We start from the raw sequence: 21,617 nt of genomic DNA on the forward strand, positions 1-21,617 counted from the left end.
GATTTCATGGTCATTTCCTCAGAAGTTTGTTTAATCGGTGAGGCGTTGTGCCTCGATGTGAGAGAGAATAGACCTGTCGGCGGATGAGGAAAAGCTGAGGGATTTGCTGAAAGAATTCAAAAAAATTGAATATAATATGCGCGATGAATCTTTCCTGTTCAGCAGACACCTTTAGTTGAAGGAGTCGCAGCGGCGCGATTTATCGCGCGGTTTTCAGGCAACTCTGGGGTTTAAACCCGCGCGATAAATCGCGCCGCTACCTACAGGTGGGTGTTGGCGATATGAACGGTTTTGTCAGGGAATGCTGATAAGTTCCACCTGCGGTGCGTTGCCCCTTGACTCATTTGGAGGTTTTTTCTAACTTATTGCCCCGTAGTTACCCGCCTCAATGCCGGTATAGCTCAGTTGGTAGAGCAGCGCATTCGTAATGCGAAGGTCGTAGGTTCGACTCCTATTACCGGCACCATGTAAAATCCATAAATTATGCCATATTCTCCTCCGGCCATTAACGTGTGAGACTAACTCACGATATCGCATTTACTTTGTTGATTCATTATAAAAATTTGCACTCGGGTGGATTCAGGATCATCTTACTTTTTTGAAAATAATCAGGATCAGGGGAACGCAAATAATAAACCCCAAAAAGGCTGTATTAATAATTACATTTAATGATTCAATTAAAGATTCAGTTATTGCCCAATGCTCGGTCACGGGTATGGTTTTAGTAAGCTGCATTGATTGTTTATCGTAGATATCAGAGTAGGAAAAAGATGATATCATCAAACCCAAAAAGTAGAATATGGATACAATTCCAATCCCACTCCAACGCAGAAAGAATTTAGTCTTGTTCGTTAATGTCATAAGAACCTCCAAGAAGGCCACCAATGGTTCCACCTGAGTACGGAGATAAAGAATTGCCAGTAGTAGCGATTTCCGCAGCAACTTGGTCGATCATTCTGCGGGATATTTTTCTAAAGGGTGGATGCTATCATTATTAGGATATTGTGTTTTAAAATTTTTTGTCATCTCCATGACGGACATAGAAGACATATCCGCTGCTCTTTTTGCTAAATGTCGTTGCAGAGAAATCGGGACGGTAAAGTCGTCCTCTGCTTCGATGGGTAAATGAGTAGTAAGTGAAGTATAACCACTTTTAAATAGTTTTGAGCCAGAGAGTTTTATTCCAGAAACTGAATGTGTTGTACAGTTATTCCCAGTGACATCATACTCGTCTATCGTACGACCTCTCCTTTTGGTTGTTTCATTCATTTTCTCCGTTTGAATTGCTGGATTGCCCTTAATCCAAAGATCTTCAAAGTACGTTCTTATCAATCTTTTGTCTGCATCATCAATACGAAAGACACGAGCATTCATTCTATGGAGTTCCTTTTTATAGTAGACCTCTGCATCTTCATCTTTTAAAAAATTAAGAATTCCATCTCCTGTGAATCCACCAGGCCCGGTTCTACCAAACCGCCCATAGGTATAAAGGTATATGCGGTCATTTTCATGTACGGAAACAAATGTGTGCCCTGCACCAATGATTTCTGTCCAGATATAAACGCCATCTGGTATAGGTTTTACATTTTGTTGGCTGATAACAAGTTGCCTGTTTTGCTCGAGAAGATTTTGGATATATTGATTCGGTTTTATGTTCGTTTCAGGCGGCACTTGTTTGGTGGCCCCCATTCCCTGTATCCCCGCAACATCTTCCTGCGTATAAGTAGGATAAAGATTGGAAGGAATAATTTTTGCCTTACAGGGGCAGGAGCTGTGGCTGTCCAGCGAGCCGGCAATACGCTTATTATCGGGGCCGCTGGTATAGTGAGATATACCGCCAATGATTCGATACGTTTTGCCATTTTTCCCACAGGTAACAGGATCGCCTTCCCTTGCCTGAGGCTTACCGAAAGAAAAACCCTGCGCTGTTCCTGCGGTAATTTTACCGCCGCATTTAGTCTTGTCACCCTGACAAAGCACGATGCCTTTCGCCATTTCCCTGGTCCTGTGTTGCCCTTTTATCCGTCAGTGAGGGAGTCTACTTTTTAATCAGTGGTGAGTAAATCAGCAAAGATCATTTGATGCAGGGAAATTCAAAAAATGTGAAGCGGCTCTGATTAACATGAATGGTTAACTTTAACCAACTCATCATCTGTTGATTCAGTTGACGGCATTATGAAAATGCAGCCGCAACATTTCTTAATTCAGAAAGTTGTTCGGGTTTGTCATTTTGGATAATGTCTTCATTGATCTTAAGTATTACTGCCTTAATTACATCGGTGTTCTTTTCAATATGTTGCTTCGCCATAAGCTCATTGAGTTCGTTGAGCTGCCAGGGCGTTATCTTTATCGAGATTCTTTTTGATGCTTTGGCTTTGGCTAAATCACCATTCAATAGCTTTGCTAAATCCTGCTGCTCATAGCGTCCAGAGTTTAAGGCATGAATATAATAAAGTATCAGCGCGCGGCTGAAGCTATCATCCACAGCGGGGTTTATTTTCTGAGAGGCTACATTTAAGATGTCCAGGAAATGTGCCGGAACCCTTACCTCTAAAGATGCCTTTATTTTATCGTATTCTTCTTTGATCTTTGGTGTCGATTGCGCTGGAATGCTGACGACTTCATTGCAGTTATTACATACAGCCGCTAAAATATTTTTAACAGTGCCACTTTTATCATTGAAATCGACATCGCGTAATAAATAGGTCGCCTGACTTTTTCCACAGTTATGGCAGATAACCTGTCGTGTATCACCTTCTTTAACGATTCTCATCTTAACCTCTCCTGCTATCTATGAACGCTGATAAAGATAATGTCGGGTTCAATGAAATAAAACTTTACGTACCAATAACAGCCATCTTTATACGGACGGCATAGGTGAACGTAAGTATGACTGTCCTGATGATGTGGGCTGTAGGTATATTGATCCCCAAATGTTCGCTGTATCAAAGAAATTACATATTCTTCGTCTATTTCCCCAACAGAAAACAGATTCTTCGTATCAATATCGCACCTTGCTTCATGGTCATAGCATCCATTTTTCAGACAGCTTATTGCCTTAGACTTTATCTCTTTGAAAGCCATTCTACATTCCTTGTATTTTGTACGACCATTTGCGTACAGTCAAGCGTTGCCACGCTGGAAAGGTGAGTCATTGAAAATAATTATTTTAACTATATGATTTTTATTATTAATTCCTGCTTTGCAGGCAAGAGCGAAAGTATACGACGTTGTTTTTACATCGGGTATCGTAAACGGTTAAATTTGAGGTAAGTCACGCAGAACGATGCATCAAAAGCGACCACCGTGCCGCGCATTTCCCATCATGACTCCTCGACCCGTCGATACATCCTCCTCGGATGACCAATCTTGCCATACTGCATCTCCACCGCCAGGAAACCCGCATCCACGCAGTGTTCCAGATAGCGTCGGGTGGTGGTTTTACTCAGTCCGGTTTCGCTCACCACCTCGTCCACGGAAAAACAACGTTGTGCGGCTTCGGCAAACATTCTTTGTACCAGCGCCAGCGTCTTTTCTTCTATACCTTTGCTGCCGTTATCCTGGCGGTAATTTTTCGCCTGAAGTTGATAGAGCGAATCAACGTTTTGCTGATCAACAATCTTCCATACTCGCTGCTGTTCGGCGAATTGCACAAAACGTTCCAGTGATTGGCTTAAACGCTTCCATGAGACAGGCTTGAGAATATAGTCGAAGGCACCATTGCGGATTGCCTGACTACAGGTATCCATATCGCTGGCGGCAGTGATAAAAATTACCGAACAGTTGGCGTGCAAAACCAATGGATCGCTGATCAACGTGATGCCTTTACCGTCCGGCAAATAATTGTCGAGCAGCACCAGCTTTGGCTGCTTGCTCTTCATTAACACCCGAGCTTCAGCGAGTGACGAGGCAACCCCCACCAGCCGCAGGCGCGGATGTTCGCCGATCAGTTCGGCATGCAACTGCGCGAGTGTGTTTTCATCTTCTACAATCAATACGTCTATCATTTCAGGTTGCATAATACTGTTCTTCCAGCGTCGGAACGGGACGCGCCTGGTCGCCCATTTCAGGAATAAATAACGAAAAAATCGTACCTCGCGGGGCATTGTTAGAGACTTCAATTGACCCGCCAACCTGCGTGACATAGCTGGCGATTAAATACAGGCCGATGCCATGATCGCCACTGCGCTTGGTGGTCATCCCGCGTTCAAAAATATGCTCACGAATGGTCGGATCGATACCGATACCTTGATCCGCCACCTCAATGATCAGCTCCCGCTCATTAAGCAGGATCAGTACTTCCACTGGATCGTGAGGCAGAGGAGAGCGCTGGGTGGCTTCGATTGCATTATCCAGCAGGTTACCGATGATTGAGATCAGCTCGGCCTCTCCCAGCATACGACAAGGTCGCGCCATCTCGCATAACGGATCAAAGGCTAACGCGACGCCTTTTTCCCGCGCCCGCGCCGCTTTGCCTAACAGCAGGCCGCACAGCGTCGGTGAGCTAAAACGGGCGGAGATAAAGTCCAGCAGTTCCTGCGCATGCTCTGACTGGGCCTGGATATAGCGCACCGCTTCGTCGTAACGTCCCATATGCAACAGCCCGGAGAGGGTGGTCATGCGATTTAACTGTTCATGGCGCATGATGCGCAGATTATCGACATAGCGTTTAACCTGGCTGAGTTGCGCACTCAGGCTGTCAATTTCGTTGCGATCTCGAAAGGTGATGACCCACCCCTGCAATTCATCCTCCAGCATAATTCGCACCCGGCTGGCGATCACCGTTAACTGATTGAAACGGCAAATTTCGTCGTGGGTATCGTTTTCCAGTATCACCTCGCGGGTGAAAAAGGGCACCGGAGCAATCACCTCGCCAATAGGATGACCACGTAGCAGGCGGGTTGGCTGGCTCAACCCTAAAAGCTTGCGTGCTGCCTGATTGATCACCTCAATGCGCAGCTCACTGTCGACCGCAATGACCCCTTCATAGATGGATTCCATCATGGCTTTCTGCTGGCGTACCAGCAGACCAATTTCCCGTGGTTCCAGCGAAAAAATCTGTTTTTTAATCCCGCGGGTGAAAAACCAGGAAAAGATAAACAGGGCGGCCAGCAGCAACACGGCGGCGATAAAGATATTGATCACTTTACTCAGCGTAATGGTGTCGAGATAGCTGGTGAGATAACCCACTGAGATAATGCCGATCACCTGATGGTTATCGTCAAATATCGGCGCTTTGCTGCGCAGAGATATTCCCAGCCCACCTTTGCGAATCGTGGTGGTGCTGATTCCCCGCAGCACTGCGTCATTGTCGCCGCCAATCAGCTTTTTGCCGACAACCTCCCCGTGCGCCGAATGAAATAGATGAATTCCCTTATTATCCCCCACCACAATAAAGCTGGCATCGCTATGCAAAACCACCTGGTGCATAAACTGATTAATCGCCGGAATATCTTTGTCTGCGACCGCCTTGCGCAAGTTCGGTATAATCGCGATCTCTTCTGCCTGTATTTTTGCTCTGGTGCTCATTTCCTGATAAAGCTGGCGACTGACATCCTGGTAGTAATAAATGCCGAGCAAAACAAACAAACCGGAGAAGAACAGCACCAGAGAAATAAAAAGTTTGATTTGGAAGGATAGCTTCATAACGGCACACACCACAGCCAGCAAAGCGCCAATGTACCATTTTTTATCATCATTGTGCGTAGTTTACTGGAAACTTGTGATCCCTTGCACAGCAAGATCTGGCGCAAAAAATGACATGTTAAATACTCATTTTTGGAAATGTTATTAACATGTACCTCTGGATATAAAAACCATTAAAACCACGGCAATAATTAAGGTATGAATCACAGAAAATAAAAGAAACCATAAAAACCATAGGTGCCATTAAAACTCCGGTTTTATTATGCTTTCCCTCACATAACCTACGCCATTAGCCCTTTACCCTGAAGGCACAAAATAACCAAGGGGCTTAATTATGAGCACAACTGACGATTCGTTTTCTGTTACCTCTGAATCATTGGCGATTCAAAAGAAATCACTTAAGGACCGGTGGTGGCATATTATGGATACCTGGAAAATCGGGATTATTCCATTGCCATTATTTCTGCTGGCCGGGGCGTTGATCGCTATCGATTGTCTGGGCGGCAAGTTACCCAGCGATATTGTGGTGATGGTCGCGACACTGGCGTTTTTCGGTTTTGCCTGTGGTGAGTTTGGCAAACGTCTGCCGATTGTGGGCAAACTGGGGGCTGCTGCGATTTGCGCCACCTTTATCCCGTCAGCAATGGTCTACTATGGCCTGCTGCCGGATGTCGTGGTGGAGTCCACCACCAAATTCTATAAATCCACCAACATCCTCTATCTCTACATCTGCTGCATTATTGTCGGCAGCATCATGAGCATGAATCGCACCACCCTGATTCAGGGATTCCTGCGTATTTTCTTCCCCATGTTGTGCGGTGAAATCGTCGGCATGCTGGTGGGAATGGGCGTTGGCCTGATGCTCGGTATGGAACCTTTCCAGATCTTCTTCTTTATTATTCTGCCGATCATGGCCGGTGGCGTTGGCGAAGGGGCGATCCCGTTGTCAATTGGCTACGCCACGCTGCTGCATATGGATCAGGGCGTTGCGCTTGGTCGCGTGTTGCCAATGGTGATGCTGGGTGGTCTGACGGCGATCATTATCTCCGGCTGCCTGAACCAACTTGGTAAGCGTTTTCCGCATTTGACCGGTGAAGGCCAACTGATGCCAAACCGCAGCAACGGCGACACCAAAGCGCCGGAAGCGGCACCGGGTAAAACCGATGTCACTACCATCGCCGCCGGGGCGCTGTTGGCGGTGCTGTTGTACATGATCGGTATGCTCGGCCACAAACTGATTGGCCTGCCAGCGCCGGTTGGCATGCTGTTTGTCGCGGTGCTGATCAAGCTGGCACACGGTGTTTCACCACGCCTGCTGGAAGGGTCGCAGGTGGTGTACAAATTCTTCCAGACCTCGGTGACCTATCCCATCCTGTTTGCCGTTGGTGTGGCGATTACGCCGTGGGAGGAACTGGTGCACGCATTCACCATCAATAACCTGCTGGTGATCGTCAGCACCGTTTCTGCACTGGTCGCGACAGGCTTCTTCGTCGGCAAAAAGATCGGTATGCATCCTATCGATGTCGCCATCGTCTCCTGCTGCCAGAGCGGTCAGGGGGGCACCGGGGATGTCGCCATCCTCACTGCGGGTAACCGTATGAGCCTGATGCCATTTGCTCAAATTGCCACCCGTATCGGCGGGGCGATCAACGTGTCGGTATCGCTGCTCATCCTCGGCAACTTCCTCGTCTGATTTATGCGTTACAGGAACGAATATGAAACTTGCAAGCTTTGTCCACCAGGGAAAGCGTAGCTACGGCATAGTCAGGGATAACGGTGTGATCGATCTGGGTCGCCGTCTTGGTGACCGCTACGCGGATTTAAAATCGCTGCTCGCTGCCAACGCCTTATCTGAAGCGCAACAGTTGAGCCAGGAGGCACCGGATCTGCGCTTTAACGATCTTGAATTGTTACCGGTGATTGATAACCCAGGGAAGATTCTTTGCGTCGGCATGAACTACGCCGAAAAACGTAAAGAGTTTGATCAACATAACCCGGCACCGACGTTATTTGTGCGTTTTGCCGACTCGCAAACCGGCCATAACGCGCCGGTACTGAAACCGCGCCACTCCAGCGAATTTGATTATGAAGGTGAGCTGGCGGTGATCATCGGGCAAAGCGGCGAGGATATCGCACGCGAGGACGCGCTGAATCATGTGGCGGGCTACAGCTGTTATATGGACGGCTCCGCGCGTGACTGGCAGCACACCTGGTTTACCGCCGGAAAAAACTGGCGGCAGACCGGCGCATTTGGCCCGTGGATGACCACCGCCGATGAAATCCCGGACCCGCATCGGCTGGCGATTCGCACCTGGTTGAATGGCCGCATGGTGCAGGATGACAACACCGCCAGCATGATCCATAAAGTCGCCGAACTCATTGAGTACATCAGCACCTTCACCAGCCTGCATGCCGGAGACGTCATCATTACCGGCTCGCCGGGCGGCGTGGGTAAGAAACGCAATCCACCGCTGTTTATGCAGGCAGGCGATCGCATTGAAGTGGAGATTGAAAACATCGGCCATCTCAGCAATGTGATTATCGATGCGCCAGCTCACGCGCTGACGGCGACGCACTGAGGCGCAGGCGAGATTATGCAACCACGACCCCCCATCGACTTCCGCATTGCGGAAGTCAGCGGTAATACCCGGCGGCGCGAGACTATCCGTGCGCTGCTGGCGGATAGCGGATTAGGCATGGACAGCGACATCACCACCTTTGTTGAAGCCTGGTCGAACGATCGGCTGGTGGGCTGCGCTGGCCTCGCCGCTAACGTTATCAAATGTGTCGCCATTGATGAGCAGTGGCGCGGTGAAAATCTCAGCGCACAGTTGCTGGCTGAAGTGGAACACCTGGCGCTGGCGCGTGGACATTTTCACTTGTTCCTGTGCACGCGCCCCTGCAACCGGGAACGGTTCCAGCGTAACGGGTTCTGGCCGGTGGTACAGAGTGGAGAGAACGCCATTCTGCTGGAAAACACCCCTTCAGGTATTCAGCGCTACTGTCGTTCATTGCAGGCCAGCCGTGTCGCCGGGCAACGTATTGGCGCGATTGTGATGAACGCCAACCCTTTTACGCTGGGGCATCGTTATCTGGTCGAGCAGGCGGCAGCACGTTGTGACTGGCTGCACCTGTTTGTGGTCAGTGAAGACGCTTCGTTCTTCCCCTATAGCGCACGCTGGAAAATGGTGCAGAGCGGCGTCGCCCATCTGCCCAATATCACCTTGCATGAAGGTTCTCAGTACATCATCTCGCGCGCCACCTTTCCGGCCTATTTCCTGAAAGAAACCGGCAAGGTCCAGCAGGCGTGGAGTGAGATCGACCTGCTGCTGTTCCGCAACCATATCGCCCCGGCGTTAGGTATTACCCATCGCTTTATCGGCAGCGAACCGTTTTGCGACATCACCCGCCAGTACAACCACAGCATGCATCAGCTGCTGGCGGGCGCGGTGGAGGTGGTGGAAATCCCGCGTATCAAAGCCGCAGGCCATGCCATCTCGGCTTCAGAAGTGCGGCGCTTATTAAAAACACACCAGTTTTCCCGCATTCGGGAAATCGTACCGGATACCACTTTTGCGCATCTGACATCCCATTACAGCGCAGAAGTTGCTTAAAAATCAGGAATAGAAATATGAAAATTGTGAGGGAGGCGCTGGCGGGAACCCTGGAGTCCAGCGACCTGATGGTAAAAATCGCCCCCGCCGGAGACGGGTTGGAAGTGGTGATTCATAGCGAGGTGATCAAGCAGTTCGGCGATCAGATCCGCCAGGTGGTGCACAGCACACTGCGTGATATGCAGGTCCATCAGGGCTTGATCATTATCGAAGACAAAGGCGCGCTGGATTGTGTGATCCGCGCTCGTTTGCAAAGCGCCATACTGCGCGCCGCACCAGACGCGGAGATCGATTGGGGAAAACTGCTATGAGGAAACTACGCCGAAGCATGCTGTTCTTGCCAGGGGCCAATGCGGCCATGCTCTCCACCGCCTTTATCTATCGGCCTGATTCGATCATGTTCGATCTGGAAGACGCGGTCGCACTCCGGGAAAAAGATACCGCGCGTTTGCTGGTGTTCCATGCATTGCAGCACCCGATGTATCAGGACATTGAAACCGTGGTACGCATTAACCCATTGAACACGCCGTTTGGTTTGCCGGATCTGGAGGCGGTGGTGCGTGCGGGTGTTGATGTGGTGCGCTTGCCGAAAACCGATACCCCGGAAGATATCTACGAACTGGAGCGTCACCTCGAACGGATCGAGTTAGCTTGTGGTCGTGAAGTGGGATCTACGCGAGTGATGGCGGCGATTGAATCCGCGATTGGCGTAATCAACGCCGTGGCGATCGCGCGCAGCTCCCAGCGGCTGATCGGCATTGCGTTGGCGGCTTTCGATTATGTGATGGATATGCAAACCGAACGTGGTGATGGCACCGAGTTGTTCTATGCCCGTTGTGCCGTGCTGCACGCCGCCCGCGCTGCCGGTATCGATGCTTTTGACGTGGTGTGGTCAGACGTGAACGATGAAGCCGGTTTTCTGCGTGAAGTCGAGCTGATCCGCAAAATGGGTTTTAACGGCAAATCGTTAATCAACCCGCGCCAGATTGATCTGCTGCATAACGCCTATGCACCCACTCAGCAGGAAGTGGATCACGCGCAACGCGTGATCGAAGCAGCAGAAGAGGGTGAACGTAATGGCCTCGGCGTGGTGTCGCTTAACGGCAAAATGATCGATGCCCCGATTATCAATCACGCGCTGATGGTGCTGGAACGTGCGGCGGCATCCGGCGTGCGGCGTTAAGGAAAAAATCATGAATCAAACAGAACTTCTTCACGTTAATTTCCCGCATCTGCGTGAGTTAAAACCTTTTGAAAGCGCCCATCACACCACGCCGTGGCTGGCAGATATCCATGCCAAACACACCCGTAAATTGTGTGCCTCGCTGGATGATGCCATCGCGCGTAGCGGCTTACAGGATGGTATGACCATCTCCTTCCACCACGCATTTCGCGAAGGCGATCAGGTTATCAACAATGTGGTGGCGGCGCTGGCACGGCTCGGATTTAAAAATCTGACGCTGGCTTCCAGTTCGCTGATGACCTGCAACGATGCACTGATCGAGCATATTCGAAGCGGAGTGATCACGCGTATCTACACCTCCGGGATGCGCGGCAAACTGGCGGAAGCAATTTCACATGGGCTGATGAAAGAACCGGTGCAGATCCATTCCCACGGTGGTCGGGTCAAGCTATTACAGGATGGCGAACTGAACATTGATGTCGCTTTCCTCGGCGTACCGTGCAGCGATGAGTTTGGCAACGCCAATGGTACGCAAGGCCGTTCCGCGTGTGGGTCGCTCGGTTATGCAATGGTTGATGCCCGTTTCGCCAAAAAGGTGGTGCTGCTGACCGAGGAGCTGGTGCCGTTTCCCAATATGCCCGCCAGCCTCGGCCAGGATCAGGTGGATTTGATCGTTCAGGTCGCCAGTGTGGGTGATCCGGCGAAAATCAGCGTTGGGGCGGCACGCGTCACCAGCAACCCGCGTGAGCTGATGATTGCCCGCTACGCCGCCGATGTGATTGAACACTCGGGCTATTTCCGCCCAGGCTTTTCGATGCAGACCGGTTCGGGCGCAGCGGCCACGGCGGCCACCCGTTTTATGGAAGAAAAAATGGCGCGCCACGGCGTCAAAGCGCGTTTTGCTCTTGGTGGTATCACCGGGGGCCTGGTCGATCTGCACGAAAAGGGGTTGATCGAAAAATTACTCGATACCCAATGCTTTGACAGTGAAGCGGCGGCCTCACTGCATCGCAACCCGAATCATGTGGAGATCTCCACCGACGTGTATGCCAATCCCGGCGGCAAAGCGGCCAGTTGCGATCAACTTGATGTGGTGATCCTGAGCGCACTGGAAATTGACGTTGAATTCAACGTGAACGTGATTACCGGCTCCGATGGCGTGATGCGCGGTGCCTCTGGTGGTCACTGCGACGTTGCCGCCGCCGCCAATCTGACGATTGTGGTCGCGCCACTGCTGCGCAGTCGCATTCCCACCGTGGTTAAACGCGTCACCACCCGACTGACGCCCGGCGAGAGTATTGATGTGCTGGTGACCGACCACGGTATCGCGGTGAATCCGGCGCGCCCGGAAATTCGCGAGCGCTTGCTGGCCGCCGGGTTGAAAGTGGTCGATATCGAGGCGCTCTATCAGCGTGCGGTTTCGCTGACCGGTGAACCCAAACCGATCGCCTTTACCGACCGCATTGTCGGGGTGATCCGCTATCGCGATGGCAGCGTGATTGACGTTGTTCGGCAGGTTAAAGAGGAAGAACTATGACCATGATGACGCCCGTGCAAGCGGGCGTCAGTCTGACAGCGCTGCTGGCGGCGAAAGAGGCTCGCGCGGCGCGTCAGGCTGACTGGCTCACTCGCTATCAACAACCGATCATTTCGCTGACGCTGGTGACACCGGGAGCGGTGAAAGACAGCATCCGTTATCGCAACACTATGGGGGGGGCTGTGCAGGCCTGCGACCAACTGCTGTGGCAGCATCGCTGGCCGGTGCTGGCCCACCAGGTGTTGTGGCTGGAAACCGGACCGGAAGCGCTGTGGTGCGTGGAACATCCGGCAGTGGAAATCAAAGCGCAGTGCGTCGAACTGGAACAAACCTTCCCGCTCGGCAGGTTGTGGGATTTTGACGTGTTTTGCCCGCAGCTGGGGCAGATTGGACGACATTCACTGGATTTGCACACCCGTCGTTGTCTGGTCTGCGATCAACCGGCGCATGGTTGCGCGCGTTCGCGCCGCCATCCGCTTGAGGAGGTGGTAGCGCGTGTGGAGAACATGATTGATGGCTGGTTTGCTCGCGATTAACGCCACAGAACCCGACGTGCCCGGCCTTGCGGCACTGGCGTTGCGTCTGGAACTGGATTTAACGCCGAAACCGGGGCTGGTGGATCGGGCTAATAACGGTTCGCATCAGGATATGGATCATGCCTTGCTGTTAACCAGCATTACGGCCATCACCCCCTGGCTGACGGTTTTTGCCAACATCGGGTTTGAGCATGCGCACCATCCCGCCGCAGAACAGCTGCGTTTATTACGTCCGGCGGGTATTGCTTGCGAGCAGGCGATGTTCACTGCCACCAGTGGGGTGAATACCCACAAAGGCGGCATTTTCTCCCTGGGATTGCTGTGCTTTGCTGCCGGGCGTTTGCAGGGGCAGGGGCGCAGGGTGAGTGCTGACGCCTTGTGCCGTCAGGTGAGTGAGATATGTCGAGGCCTGGTAGCGCGTGAACTGGTTAACCGCAAAACCTGTTGTACTGCCGGGGAGCAGCAGTTTCGTGACTATGGCCTGACGGGCGCGCGTGGTGAGGTGGAAAGTGGCTTCGCCACGGTACGCAATAGGGTGCTGCCATTCTGGCATCTGGAGCAGGGCGAGCGGCAGTTACAACATGCTTTGCTGCGCCTGATGGCATCAAACCCAGACAGCAATCTGGTGTCGCGTGGGGGCGAGGCAGGGCTGCGCTATGTCCAGCGGTATGCCGCGATGCTGTTGGCAACCGGTTGGGATAACGCCGCGCTGCGCCAGATGGATCAGGCGTTGATGGCGCGGCGTTTAAGTCCTGGCGGCAGTGCCGATTTGCTGGCCGTCGCCTGGGTGCTGGCTGCACTCGCATAATCATCTTTTTTGGTTTCTCTCTGTATCTGACGCGGCGGGTGTTACAGAGCAATACATAACGCGGCATCGCCCAAATAAAGCCGATACATCAGCGTGGTCTTCTGTGTCTGTTGTTATTTACTTACCCACAGGAGCCACCATCATGCTGCGTAAACTGATCCTTATTTCCCCGATATTGTTCTCATCCGCCACCTGCGCATGGGCCGCCGAGCTGGGCGGCCTTAGTGCGGGCGACGTCCTGGGGCCTGCCGCCGTCGCGCCGCTGGAAAAACCACAGCCACCAGCGAGGCTTATCGTTGATGCGCCGCTGGCCGGGCCGCTGCGTAAGGGCGCGGTATTTATTCAATATCGGGCGGAAAACCTGCGTATCGAACCGGTATTTGGGCCAGAGGCGTTAAAGGTCACGCCACGTATCGGTCATATCCACGTCGTTGTTGACGGCAATTCCTGGCATTGGGCTGACGCCAGTGGGGAACCGGTGATCCTGGTAGGGCTGCCCGCAGGCAAGCATAAAGTGACCATTATTCTTGCCGATCCCACGCATAAACCGCTGGACAGCAAAACGGTGGAATTCATCGTTCCTGAGCATGTCGCTGCGTCGCATTAACCCCCCAGTTGAAGGACGCGCGTGTATAACCACCAGGAGTGAGCGTGGAATAAATGTTACGGTGGAAAAAATACCGCAGAAATATTTTGGTACATCACCTTACATTGCCTTCACTTTATTCCTGGTATTTCGACGACCTGCGCTAATCAATGCATCAATTCTTAATTCATGCTGGCTAATCTATTTGGCACCATTACGGGATGATGGCTGATACGGAAATTCCGGTTTGATATAGCTGACATTGACCTTATAACCCTGCCCGGTAAGATTATTGGACGGAGTTTTGAATCAGATCGCAATTTTTTGGCTTATGGCCTGTTGCAGTGCGCTCGCGATGACCGTACTGAATTAACGCCCCTTGCATTTTTCGCCGGGCCTGTGACGCTCCCGGTAATAAAAATGCAGGACATACAGCAAGATCATTAATGTAGATGCCCGTGATGGGAAGGCCCATTTTTAGATGCACCTTTTCACCCGGGTATGACAATTTAAGTGGCTGAAATTTAACTGGACTCAGCAGAGTTCAGCCTGGTGACTTTTGCCAAAAAAAAGAGTTAACCCCAATTATTTAACTGGTGACGGTAAGCCAGGGGCGGTAGCTTGTATTTTTCTTGCCATCTATCGATATTTAAATTGTCCTGTTTATATGGCGTAATTCTTAATAGCCTCAATCATCCGGCCCTCTTTGATTTCTGGTGTTTTTACCTGAGGAAACTCCGAAATAAATTATAAGGTGAATATAAGTATCATGCGGAAGTAACATTACTGGCTAATCGGTTTAATGTTTCAGAGGTCACATGCTAAATCCTGTCAACGACGTGTTATTGAGCGTCATCGTGCCGGTATATAACGCCGCAGCCTATCTGGAGAGATGCATTGATAGCCTGATCCAGCAGGATGAATCTCGCTTTGAAGTGATTTTTATTAACGATGGCTCGACAGATCACTCGCTGTCGTTGCTGCAAAATTACGCGCACTATCCACACTTTCACATCATCGACAAAGTGAATGGTGGCGTCTCGTCGGCACGTAATCATGGTATTCGCGCGTCGCGCGGCAAATTTCTTTGCTTTCTGGATGCCGACGATTTTCTGCCCTCCACGGCATTTTCGACCTGGCTGTGTCTGATGCAGCAAAATGTTTGTATGGCCGTTGGTCAGTCGCAGCACTTTACGCCACAGGGACAAGCGTTGGATTTTCCGGTGGCATCGGATCACGCCAGACCGATGGCGGTGTCAGCCGCGATTAATGAATTGCTCTATTTCAATCCACGACACGGCATTTGCGACAAGATATTTCGCGGTGATGTTATTCGCCAACATCATCTGCGTTTCAATGAGGAGATTTATAACTTCGAAGACCTGCTGTTTGTGATGAACTATCTCTGGCTGCAACAACATCGTCAGGTGGTGTTCTCCGATAAAGTGGTTTATCACTACGTTAAATCTACCCACTCGGCGACCCGATCGTCATTAAAGGAAAAACATTTTTCGTTTGCCCGTTCGTTTAGCAACATGAAAGCGTTTTTGTCAGCGCAGCATCATCGCTGTTATTACCATCTCTATCTGAAAGTCACTTCCTCCTATATCTACAAAGCACTTAATAGTGAGGAGTTCAGTCGCGACTTTATCGATGAATATATTGCGCTTTATCGGCAATCGTTTAAATCCTATCTCTCCTCGGGGTTGATGATCAACGCCTGGAGTCTGTACTTCACGTTTTTCTTCCTCAGCCCTCGTCTGGTGTCGCGTCTGCGCAAGTGGGTGCGGAAATAATTCCCTTTGGGGTGACGTTGTGAAAGATAAATTAAAAAACTCATTATGGATGATTGCTGAGAAGCTGATCGCGGTGTTGGGTCTGATTTTCGTTACCTCCTATGTGGCGAAATACGTCGGTCCAACCACCTTCGGCATTATCTCCCTCTCCATGCTGGTGTTTCAGTTTGTGCAAACCATCGCCCAGATGGGCAGCGATGTGATTCTGTTGAAACGCATCTCACAGAAGCGCTATTCCGGCATCAGATTGATGATCTCGACCTTTTTCCTGGTGCTGGTGTTGTACGCGCTATTGTCGCTGGTGGGATTTCTGGTGATGCAGGAAGAACTGAGCTCAGATGCACTGGTGTTTATTGGTGCCGCCGCATTTGCCTGTCTGTTTTCCGCTATCGACCTGGTGAATGTCTATAACGAAGCGATGCTGCATGCGCGGCGGAATGTTATTGCCAATCTTATTGGCCTGGTTATCAGCCTGACGGTGCGTTTCTTTATTTCGTACTTTACTCTCGATCCCAAATATCTGGCGATTCCTATCGTATTGGCCACGCTGATTCCGTTTGTGTTGAAGACGGGCTGGTTTTTGCTGGCGGAACAACAGAGGTCGATACCCGCCATTCGGCAGTTCAAAAAATATTCACGTTATATGGTGGCATCGGGATTCTCACTGATTTTATCTGTGATTGCCGTTGCGCTGTATACCCGAGTTAATCAGGTCAGCGTCTCTTATTTTCTTGGGGTGAAAGAGGCGGGTATATTCTCGGTTGCACTGACGTTATCCACGGCTTGGGTGTTTTTGCCCAGCGCCTTGCTGGCATCGTTTTATCCCTCATTCTTTGCCGAGCGCGATCCTGAACAGGCCATTGTGAAAGCCCAGAAGCTGCATTTGTTGGTGATTGGTGTTTCCGCTGGCGTGATTTTTTCTATTTGGTTGCTCTCGGGCTGGTTTATTCGTGACTTTTACGGCGCGGCCTGGCTGGATGCTATCGCGCCAACGGTGCTCCTCAGTTTTGGCGCGATGTGCGCGGTGTTAAGTAGCGTAATGGACCGCTTCATTATTAAGTACAACGGTTATCGTTATTTGGTGAAAAAAACCTTCGCTGTTTTATTAATCTGTCTTGCGTCATCGCTCCTTTTGGTGCCGCATTTCGGTCTGACCGGTGCCGCAATTAGTGTGGTATTGACCGAGTTTTTGTCTTTTACGCTGCTTAATTATTTCTTTTCTGCGCAACCGGTCATGCGTATTCATCTCATTTTTATCAACCCCAGGAAACTATGGCTGTTATTTAACAATATCAAAACCTCAGACAGTAAAGAGAGTTTATCATGAATGAAAAGCCATTATTTAGTGTTATCATCCCAGCCTTTAACGCACAAAAAACCATTAAGCGAACAATTCTGAGTGTGCTTAATCAAACCTACAGAAATTATGAAGTTGTCGTGGTTAATGATGGGAGTAGTGATTTAACCCCACGAATACTTGAAGAGTTTCTCTCCTGGCCGCAAGTCACCATTCTTCACCAGGCAAATGCAGGCGTCAGTGCGGCGAGAAATAACGCCTTGCAATTATCCTGTGGAGAATATGTATTATTTCTGGATGCGGATGATTGGGTCGAGACTAACTTTCTTATGGTGTTTAAGCAGAATCTTGCAGCCTGGCCAGCCCAAACGATTGATCTGATGGTGGGAAACCTGAATGATGATCGTGTAGGCAAGGTTTCTCATGCGGGTTTTTTTGAGCTGGAAGATATTCCTTTCGTGCTCGGAGAGCTGGAGATGAGCGACAATATTGGTTATTTGCATAACAAATGTTATCGCCGAAAAATGGTTGAAGAGATGGGGTTACGCTTTATTGAAGGTATCTCAATGAGCGAGGATTTATTATTCAACCTTAAATGTTTTAGCTGCGTCAGTAACTTTTTGGTGATGCCGGGTAGCGCCTATCATTATGAAGATATTGAAGGCTCACTCTCCAAACGCAAGTCCAATTACAATGAGTTGAAGGTGAGAAAAACATCACTGACGGTGTTGTATGATGGAATTGTGGAAAAATATAAGGAAAGCGATCTCGATTACTTTCTTAAGGGTATTTCTAAACGCGTTCTGGCGCTGGATATGCAAATTGTCACAGCCATGTATCATTCATCTTTTACACCGGGCGATATTGCTCAGGAGATTAATGAAATTAAGCGGGGGAAATATTCCAAAGGCATTTTTATTCTGTTGAATAAAAATGAGAAGATGAAATATATGATTATGAATTTGAATACTATCACAGCGTATTATTTTCTTTATGCCCTCTACAGAATGCGCGCATTCTGACCATCACTGTCCCTCACAGTAGCGGCGCGATAAATCGCGCCGCTACGAGTTCTCCCTTGCACTCTCTCTGCGTCTCAGGTCAAATAGCGCCCAGGCAAACGGTTGCGTGCGCATATCGTGCATTTTTAGATGATAAATGCATCACATCGTACGCAAGTGCTGACTTTATGCACTGATTTTTGCGTTTAAGTCATGCGCGCCGATAAAAAACGGTTAGCATGATCACGTCGCGCCAACCGCGTCATAATTCGCAGCCCTGGCGGCTGTGCTTTTGATTAAGAGTAATTCTGGAGAGACAGATGGAAACCTCGCAAACCGGCACATTAGGTGCCGTTGAGGCGCCCGCAAAGGGCTGGCGTAAAAGTGACACCGTGTGGATGCTGGGGCTGTATGGCACGGCAATTGGCGCAGGCGTGCTGTTTCTGCCCATCAATGCCGGGGCAGGTGGTTTGATTCCGTTGATTATCATGGCCGTTCTCGCCTTCCCGATGACGTTTTATGCCCATCGTGCCCTGACGCGCTTTGTTCTCTCCGGGAAAAAACCTGGCGAAGATATTACCGAGGTGGTGGAAGAACATTTTGGCGCAGGTGCCGGTAAGATCATCACGCTGCTCTACTTTTTTGCTATCTATCCCATTCTGTTGATGTACAGCGTGGCGATTACCAACACCGTTGACAGCTTCATCGTGCATCAGCTGGGCCTGGTATCGCCACCGCGTGCGGTGCTGTCGCTGATTTTGATTGTCGGCATGATGACCGTGGTGCGGTTTGGCGAGCAGATGATCGTTAAAGCGATGAGCGTGCTGGTGTTCCCGTTTGTTGCGGTGCTGATGTTGCTGGCCTGCTATCTGGTGCCACACTGGCATGGTGCTGCGCTGGAGACATTGTCATCCGGCCAAAGCAGTGGCGACAGCAATATCTGGATGACGCTGTGGTTAGCCATCCCGGTGATGGTGTTTTCCTTCAACCATTCTCCGATCATCTCTTCATTCGCGGTGGCGAAGCGTGAAGAGTATGGCGCTGCGGCGGAGCAAAAGTGCTCACGTATCCTCGCCAGTGCGCATTTGATGATGGTGCTGACAGTAATGTTCTTTGTCTTTAGCTGCGTACTGAGCCTGTCACCCGCCGACCTTGATGCGGCCAAAGCGCAGAACATCACCATCCTGTCTTATCTGGCGAACCACTTTAATGTGCCGATGATCGCCTGGCTGGGACCGATTGTGGCGATGGTGGCGATCACCAAATCGTTCCTCGGTCACTATCTTGGTGCGCGTGAAGGTTTTAACGGCCTGGTGATTAAGTCACTGCGCAGCCGTGGCAAGAGCGTTGCGCCACAACGTCTGAACCGAATGACGTCGCTGTTTATGCTGCTGACCACCTGGCTGGTGGCGACAATGAATCCGAGTATTCTGGGGATGATTGAGACGCTTGGCGGGCCAGTGATTGCTATGCTGTTGTTCCTGATGCCGATGTATGCCATCCAGAAAGTTCCGGCGATGCGCAAGTACAGCGGCAAAATCAGCAATGGATTTGTGGTGATTGTCGGGCTGCTGGCAATCTCTTCGATTTTCTATTCGCTGGCGAATTAAACCCAAATCCGTAACGGCGCGATTCATCGCGCCGCCACGGTTGAACGGCGTGGTTACACCACGCTCAGTTCCATGCTTCGACCGGTCTTAAACACGCTCATCGACTGCGCCAGACGCTCGGCCTGTTCCTGCAAGGCCTGTGAGGCTGCCGAGGCTTCCTGCACCAGTGCGGCGTTCTGCTGCGTCACCGCTTCCATCTGGGTAATCGCCAGATTGATCTCGCTGATACCGCTACTCTGCTCGCTGCTGGCGATGGTGATTTCACTCATGATATCCGCCACGCTCTTCACGCTGTTCACCACTTCACCAATGGTTGAACCGGCATGAGAGACCAGGCGGCTCCCTTCATCCACTTTCGCGACAGAATCTTCAATCAACACTTTGATCTCTTTGGCTGCGGAAGCTGAACGTTGTGCGAGGTTACGCACTTCGCTGGCCACCACGGCAAAGCCGCGTCCCTGTTCACCGGCACGCGCCGCTTCCACCGCCGCATTAAGCGACAGGATGTTGGTCTGGAAGGCGATAGAGTCAATGACGCTGATAATATCGACGATCTTCTTCGAGGAGAGCGCAATGGCTTCCATCTTCTCAATCACCTGTTCCATCACCACGCCACCTTCTTTCGCCACATCAGAGGTGTTGGCGACCAGTTTATTGGCTTCGCGCGCGTTTTCGGCATTGTGCTTCACGGTGGAGGTCATCTGCTCCATGGCAGAAGCGGTCTCCTCCAGTGAGCTGGCCTGCTGCTCGGTACGTGAAGAGAGGTCAAGGTTGCCGCTGGAAATCTGATTTGATGCCACGGCGATGGTGTCGGAACCGGCGCGCACATCCGAAACGATGGTCAGCAGGTTGTCGTTCATGCTTTGCAGCGCACGCATCAGCACGCCTGTTTCATCGGTGCTTTTGACTTCGATATGGGTGCTGAGATCGCCTGCTGCCACTTTCCCGGCAATCTCCACTGCTTCATTCAGCGGGCGCACAATCGAACGGGTCAGCAGGAAGCCGAGGATAATGGAGGCCACAATCGCCACGGCGGAGAACACCAGCGTTACCATGATGGCGGTGGAACCATCGGCAATGATGTTAATACCTTCATTCTGTAACTGCTCGGACTGAGAAGCGGCAAAAGCATTGGCGCTATCCAGAAAGGTGTTTTGTGTGTCGGTAATCTTTTTCAGCACAAAGGTGCTGGAGGCTTCCAGATCGCCCGATTTAACCAGCGCAACCAGTTGGTCTTTCTGTTGTTCAAACAGATGGCTGGCATCCAGCAGACCAGCAATCTTCTTTTTACCCACAGCCGTGGTCTGGATGGCTTCGATCTTTTTCATCGCGCTGTTGGTACGGTCAGTTGCCTCGGCCAACTGCTGGAAGCGTTTGACGTTATTTTCCGGGCGAGTGGTATCAATCACGATGCCGCGCAGGTATTTGATCTGATCGTTCACACCATCACGCACATCATAGGCCAGTCGTACTTTTACATAGCGATCTTCCACGATCGAGGTGATGCCGTTTTTAATATTGCTGATTTTGGTGATAGAGGTGATCCCCACCACGACCAGCAACGCCACGACCAGGCCAAAGGCGATGCCCAGCCGGACACCGACCTTCAGGTTCTTAAAGCTCAACATAGGTTTCTCCCCGTGATGCCAAAAAGTTTGGTTTGCAAGATAGAAAAGCAGATGGAACATCTGCATCAGGTTGATGTTTTTTAAGCGAAAATTGCTTACTTACTGCGGCGGGGGAAGCCTTGACCCGCACGCGCAAGCGCTATGGGTTATCGGATGTTAATGTTTTTACTTTAATTTTTTAGAGGTTTGTCACAAAAACTTCGCAGGGGAGTTGTAGCTACCGTCTTGAACGTCAAGCGGTAGCTGCGTAATTTTCATCCCACTTCATCCCACTTCATCCGCGTTTTCAGCACCCCGAAGCACTGATGAACCAGCTTGCGCATCACCGCTCCAAGCGCAGCCTTGCTGGCTTTGCCCTTCGCGATTAGCCTCTGG

The 21,617-nt window shown here is 50.7% G+C and carries 18 protein-coding genes, 1 tRNA gene and 1 pseudogene; 14 read left to right on the plus strand and 6 right to left on the minus strand.

The window, feature by feature from the left end; translation table 11 throughout:
• Nucleotides 1-390 precede the first annotated feature (390 nt).
• Nucleotides 391-466, plus strand: a tRNA-Thr gene (locus L579_RS22645).
• Between the two features lie 485 nt (nucleotides 467-951).
• Here the strand turns inward: L579_RS22645 and L579_RS22655 are convergent.
• From L579_RS22655 to L579_RS22675, 4 genes are all read right to left on the minus strand, one after another.
• The gene (locus L579_RS22655; protein WP_021186446.1) at nucleotides 952-1,995 is read right to left on the minus strand and encodes a PAAR domain-containing protein; all 1,044 of its coding nucleotides are present in this window, start codon (nucleotides 1,993-1,995) and stop codon (nucleotides 952-954) included.
• Nucleotides 1,996-2,173: 178 nt separating this feature from the next.
• On the minus strand, nucleotides 2,174-2,773 hold the full coding sequence (locus L579_RS22660; RefSeq protein ID WP_036628175.1) for a hypothetical protein: 600 nt from the start codon (nucleotides 2,771-2,773) through the stop codon (nucleotides 2,174-2,176).
• Nucleotides 2,774-3,323: 550 nt separating this feature from the next.
• Nucleotides 3,324-4,019: a response regulator gene (locus L579_RS22670; protein WP_021186448.1), complete on the minus strand. Its 696-nt coding sequence runs from the start codon at nucleotides 4,017-4,019 to the stop codon at nucleotides 3,324-3,326.
• Nucleotides 4,009-5,646 carry an ATP-binding protein gene (locus L579_RS22675; RefSeq protein ID WP_021186449.1) on the minus strand — a complete coding sequence of 546 codons (1,638 nt, stop codon included), beginning with the start codon at nucleotides 5,644-5,646 and terminating at the stop codon, nucleotides 4,009-4,011. The genes L579_RS22670 and L579_RS22675 overlap by 11 nt, the downstream gene beginning before the upstream one ends.
• Before the next feature lie 334 nt (nucleotides 5,647-5,980).
• Between L579_RS22675 and L579_RS22680 the strand changes: the two genes are divergently transcribed.
• The 13 genes from L579_RS22680 to L579_RS22740 all read left to right on the plus strand — a co-directional run bounded on the left by L579_RS22680 (nucleotide 5,981) and on the right by L579_RS22740 (nucleotide 19,614).
• Complete coding sequence (locus L579_RS22680) at nucleotides 5,981-7,339, plus strand: 2-hydroxycarboxylate transporter family protein (protein ID WP_036628181.1); 1,359 nt, start codon at nucleotides 5,981-5,983, stop codon at nucleotides 7,337-7,339.
• A gap of 22 nt (nucleotides 7,340-7,361) precedes the next feature.
• A complete protein-coding gene (locus L579_RS22685) occupies nucleotides 7,362-8,225 on the plus strand; it encodes a fumarylacetoacetate hydrolase family protein (protein WP_036628184.1) in 864 nt (287 codons plus the stop codon).
• A 15-nt stretch (nucleotides 8,226-8,240) separates the two neighbouring features.
• Entirely contained in the window at nucleotides 8,241-9,260 is a 1,020-nt protein-coding gene (citC, locus tag L579_RS22690; protein WP_021186452.1) for a [citrate (pro-3S)-lyase] ligase, read from the plus strand.
• Nucleotides 9,261-9,277: 17 nt separating this feature from the next.
• Entirely contained in the window at nucleotides 9,278-9,571 is a 294-nt protein-coding gene (citD, locus tag L579_RS22695; RefSeq protein WP_021186453.1) for a citrate lyase acyl carrier protein, read from the plus strand.
• Complete coding sequence (citE, locus tag L579_RS22700) at nucleotides 9,568-10,443, plus strand: citrate (pro-3S)-lyase subunit beta (protein ID WP_036628187.1); 876 nt, start codon at nucleotides 9,568-9,570, stop codon at nucleotides 10,441-10,443. Before citD ends, citE begins: the two co-directional genes overlap by 4 nt.
• Before the next feature lie 10 nt (nucleotides 10,444-10,453).
• On the plus strand, nucleotides 10,454-11,980 hold the full coding sequence (citF, locus tag L579_RS22705) for a citrate lyase subunit alpha (protein WP_021186455.1): 1,527 nt from the start codon (nucleotides 10,454-10,456) through the stop codon (nucleotides 11,978-11,980).
• Nucleotides 11,977-12,516: a citrate lyase holo-[acyl-carrier protein] synthase gene (gene citX / locus L579_RS22710; protein ID WP_021186456.1), complete on the plus strand. Its 540-nt coding sequence runs from the start codon at nucleotides 11,977-11,979 to the stop codon at nucleotides 12,514-12,516. The genes citF and citX overlap by 4 nt, the downstream gene beginning before the upstream one ends.
• A complete protein-coding gene (citG, locus tag L579_RS22715) occupies nucleotides 12,494-13,324 on the plus strand; it encodes a triphosphoribosyl-dephospho-CoA synthase CitG (protein ID WP_021186457.1) in 831 nt (276 codons plus the stop codon). The genes citX and citG overlap by 23 nt, the downstream gene beginning before the upstream one ends.
• Nucleotides 13,325-13,466: 142 nt before the next feature.
• Nucleotides 13,467-13,931 carry a DUF6130 family protein gene (locus L579_RS22720; RefSeq protein WP_021186458.1) on the plus strand — a complete coding sequence of 155 codons (465 nt, stop codon included), beginning with the start codon at nucleotides 13,467-13,469 and terminating at the stop codon, nucleotides 13,929-13,931.
• Between the two features lie 797 nt (nucleotides 13,932-14,728).
• The gene (locus L579_RS22725) at nucleotides 14,729-15,706 is read left to right on the plus strand and encodes a glycosyltransferase family 2 protein (RefSeq protein ID WP_021186459.1); all 978 of its coding nucleotides are present in this window, start codon (nucleotides 14,729-14,731) and stop codon (nucleotides 15,704-15,706) included.
• Nucleotides 15,707-15,725: 19 nt separating this feature from the next.
• On the plus strand, nucleotides 15,726-17,033 hold the full coding sequence (locus L579_RS22730) for an oligosaccharide flippase family protein (protein WP_021186460.1): 1,308 nt from the start codon (nucleotides 15,726-15,728) through the stop codon (nucleotides 17,031-17,033).
• Nucleotides 17,030-18,025: a glycosyltransferase family 2 protein gene (locus tag L579_RS22735; RefSeq protein WP_036628191.1), complete on the plus strand. Its 996-nt coding sequence runs from the start codon at nucleotides 17,030-17,032 to the stop codon at nucleotides 18,023-18,025. The genes L579_RS22730 and L579_RS22735 overlap by 4 nt, the downstream gene beginning before the upstream one ends.
• Nucleotides 18,026-18,324: 299 nt before the next feature.
• Nucleotides 18,325-19,614 carry an HAAAP family serine/threonine permease gene (locus L579_RS22740; RefSeq protein WP_021186462.1) on the plus strand — a complete coding sequence of 430 codons (1,290 nt, stop codon included), beginning with the start codon at nucleotides 18,325-18,327 and terminating at the stop codon, nucleotides 19,612-19,614.
• A 53-nt stretch (nucleotides 19,615-19,667) separates the two neighbouring features.
• Here L579_RS22740 and L579_RS22745 read toward each other — a convergent pair whose 3' ends face one another.
• Both L579_RS22745 and L579_RS23915 read right to left on the minus strand, forming a co-directional pair.
• Nucleotides 19,668-21,242, minus strand: a complete 1,575-nt coding sequence (locus tag L579_RS22745) for a methyl-accepting chemotaxis protein (protein WP_021186463.1) — start codon at nucleotides 21,240-21,242, stop codon at nucleotides 19,668-19,670.
• 254 nt (nucleotides 21,243-21,496) lie between these two features.
• A pseudogene (locus L579_RS23915) lies at nucleotides 21,497-21,617 on the minus strand (IS110 family transposase); the annotation flags it as partial.

Source organism: Pantoea sp. AS-PWVM4 (assembly GCF_000468095.1).
In the GTDB taxonomy this organism is placed as follows: Bacteria; Pseudomonadota; Gammaproteobacteria; order Enterobacterales; family Enterobacteriaceae; genus Pantoea; species Pantoea phytobeneficialis.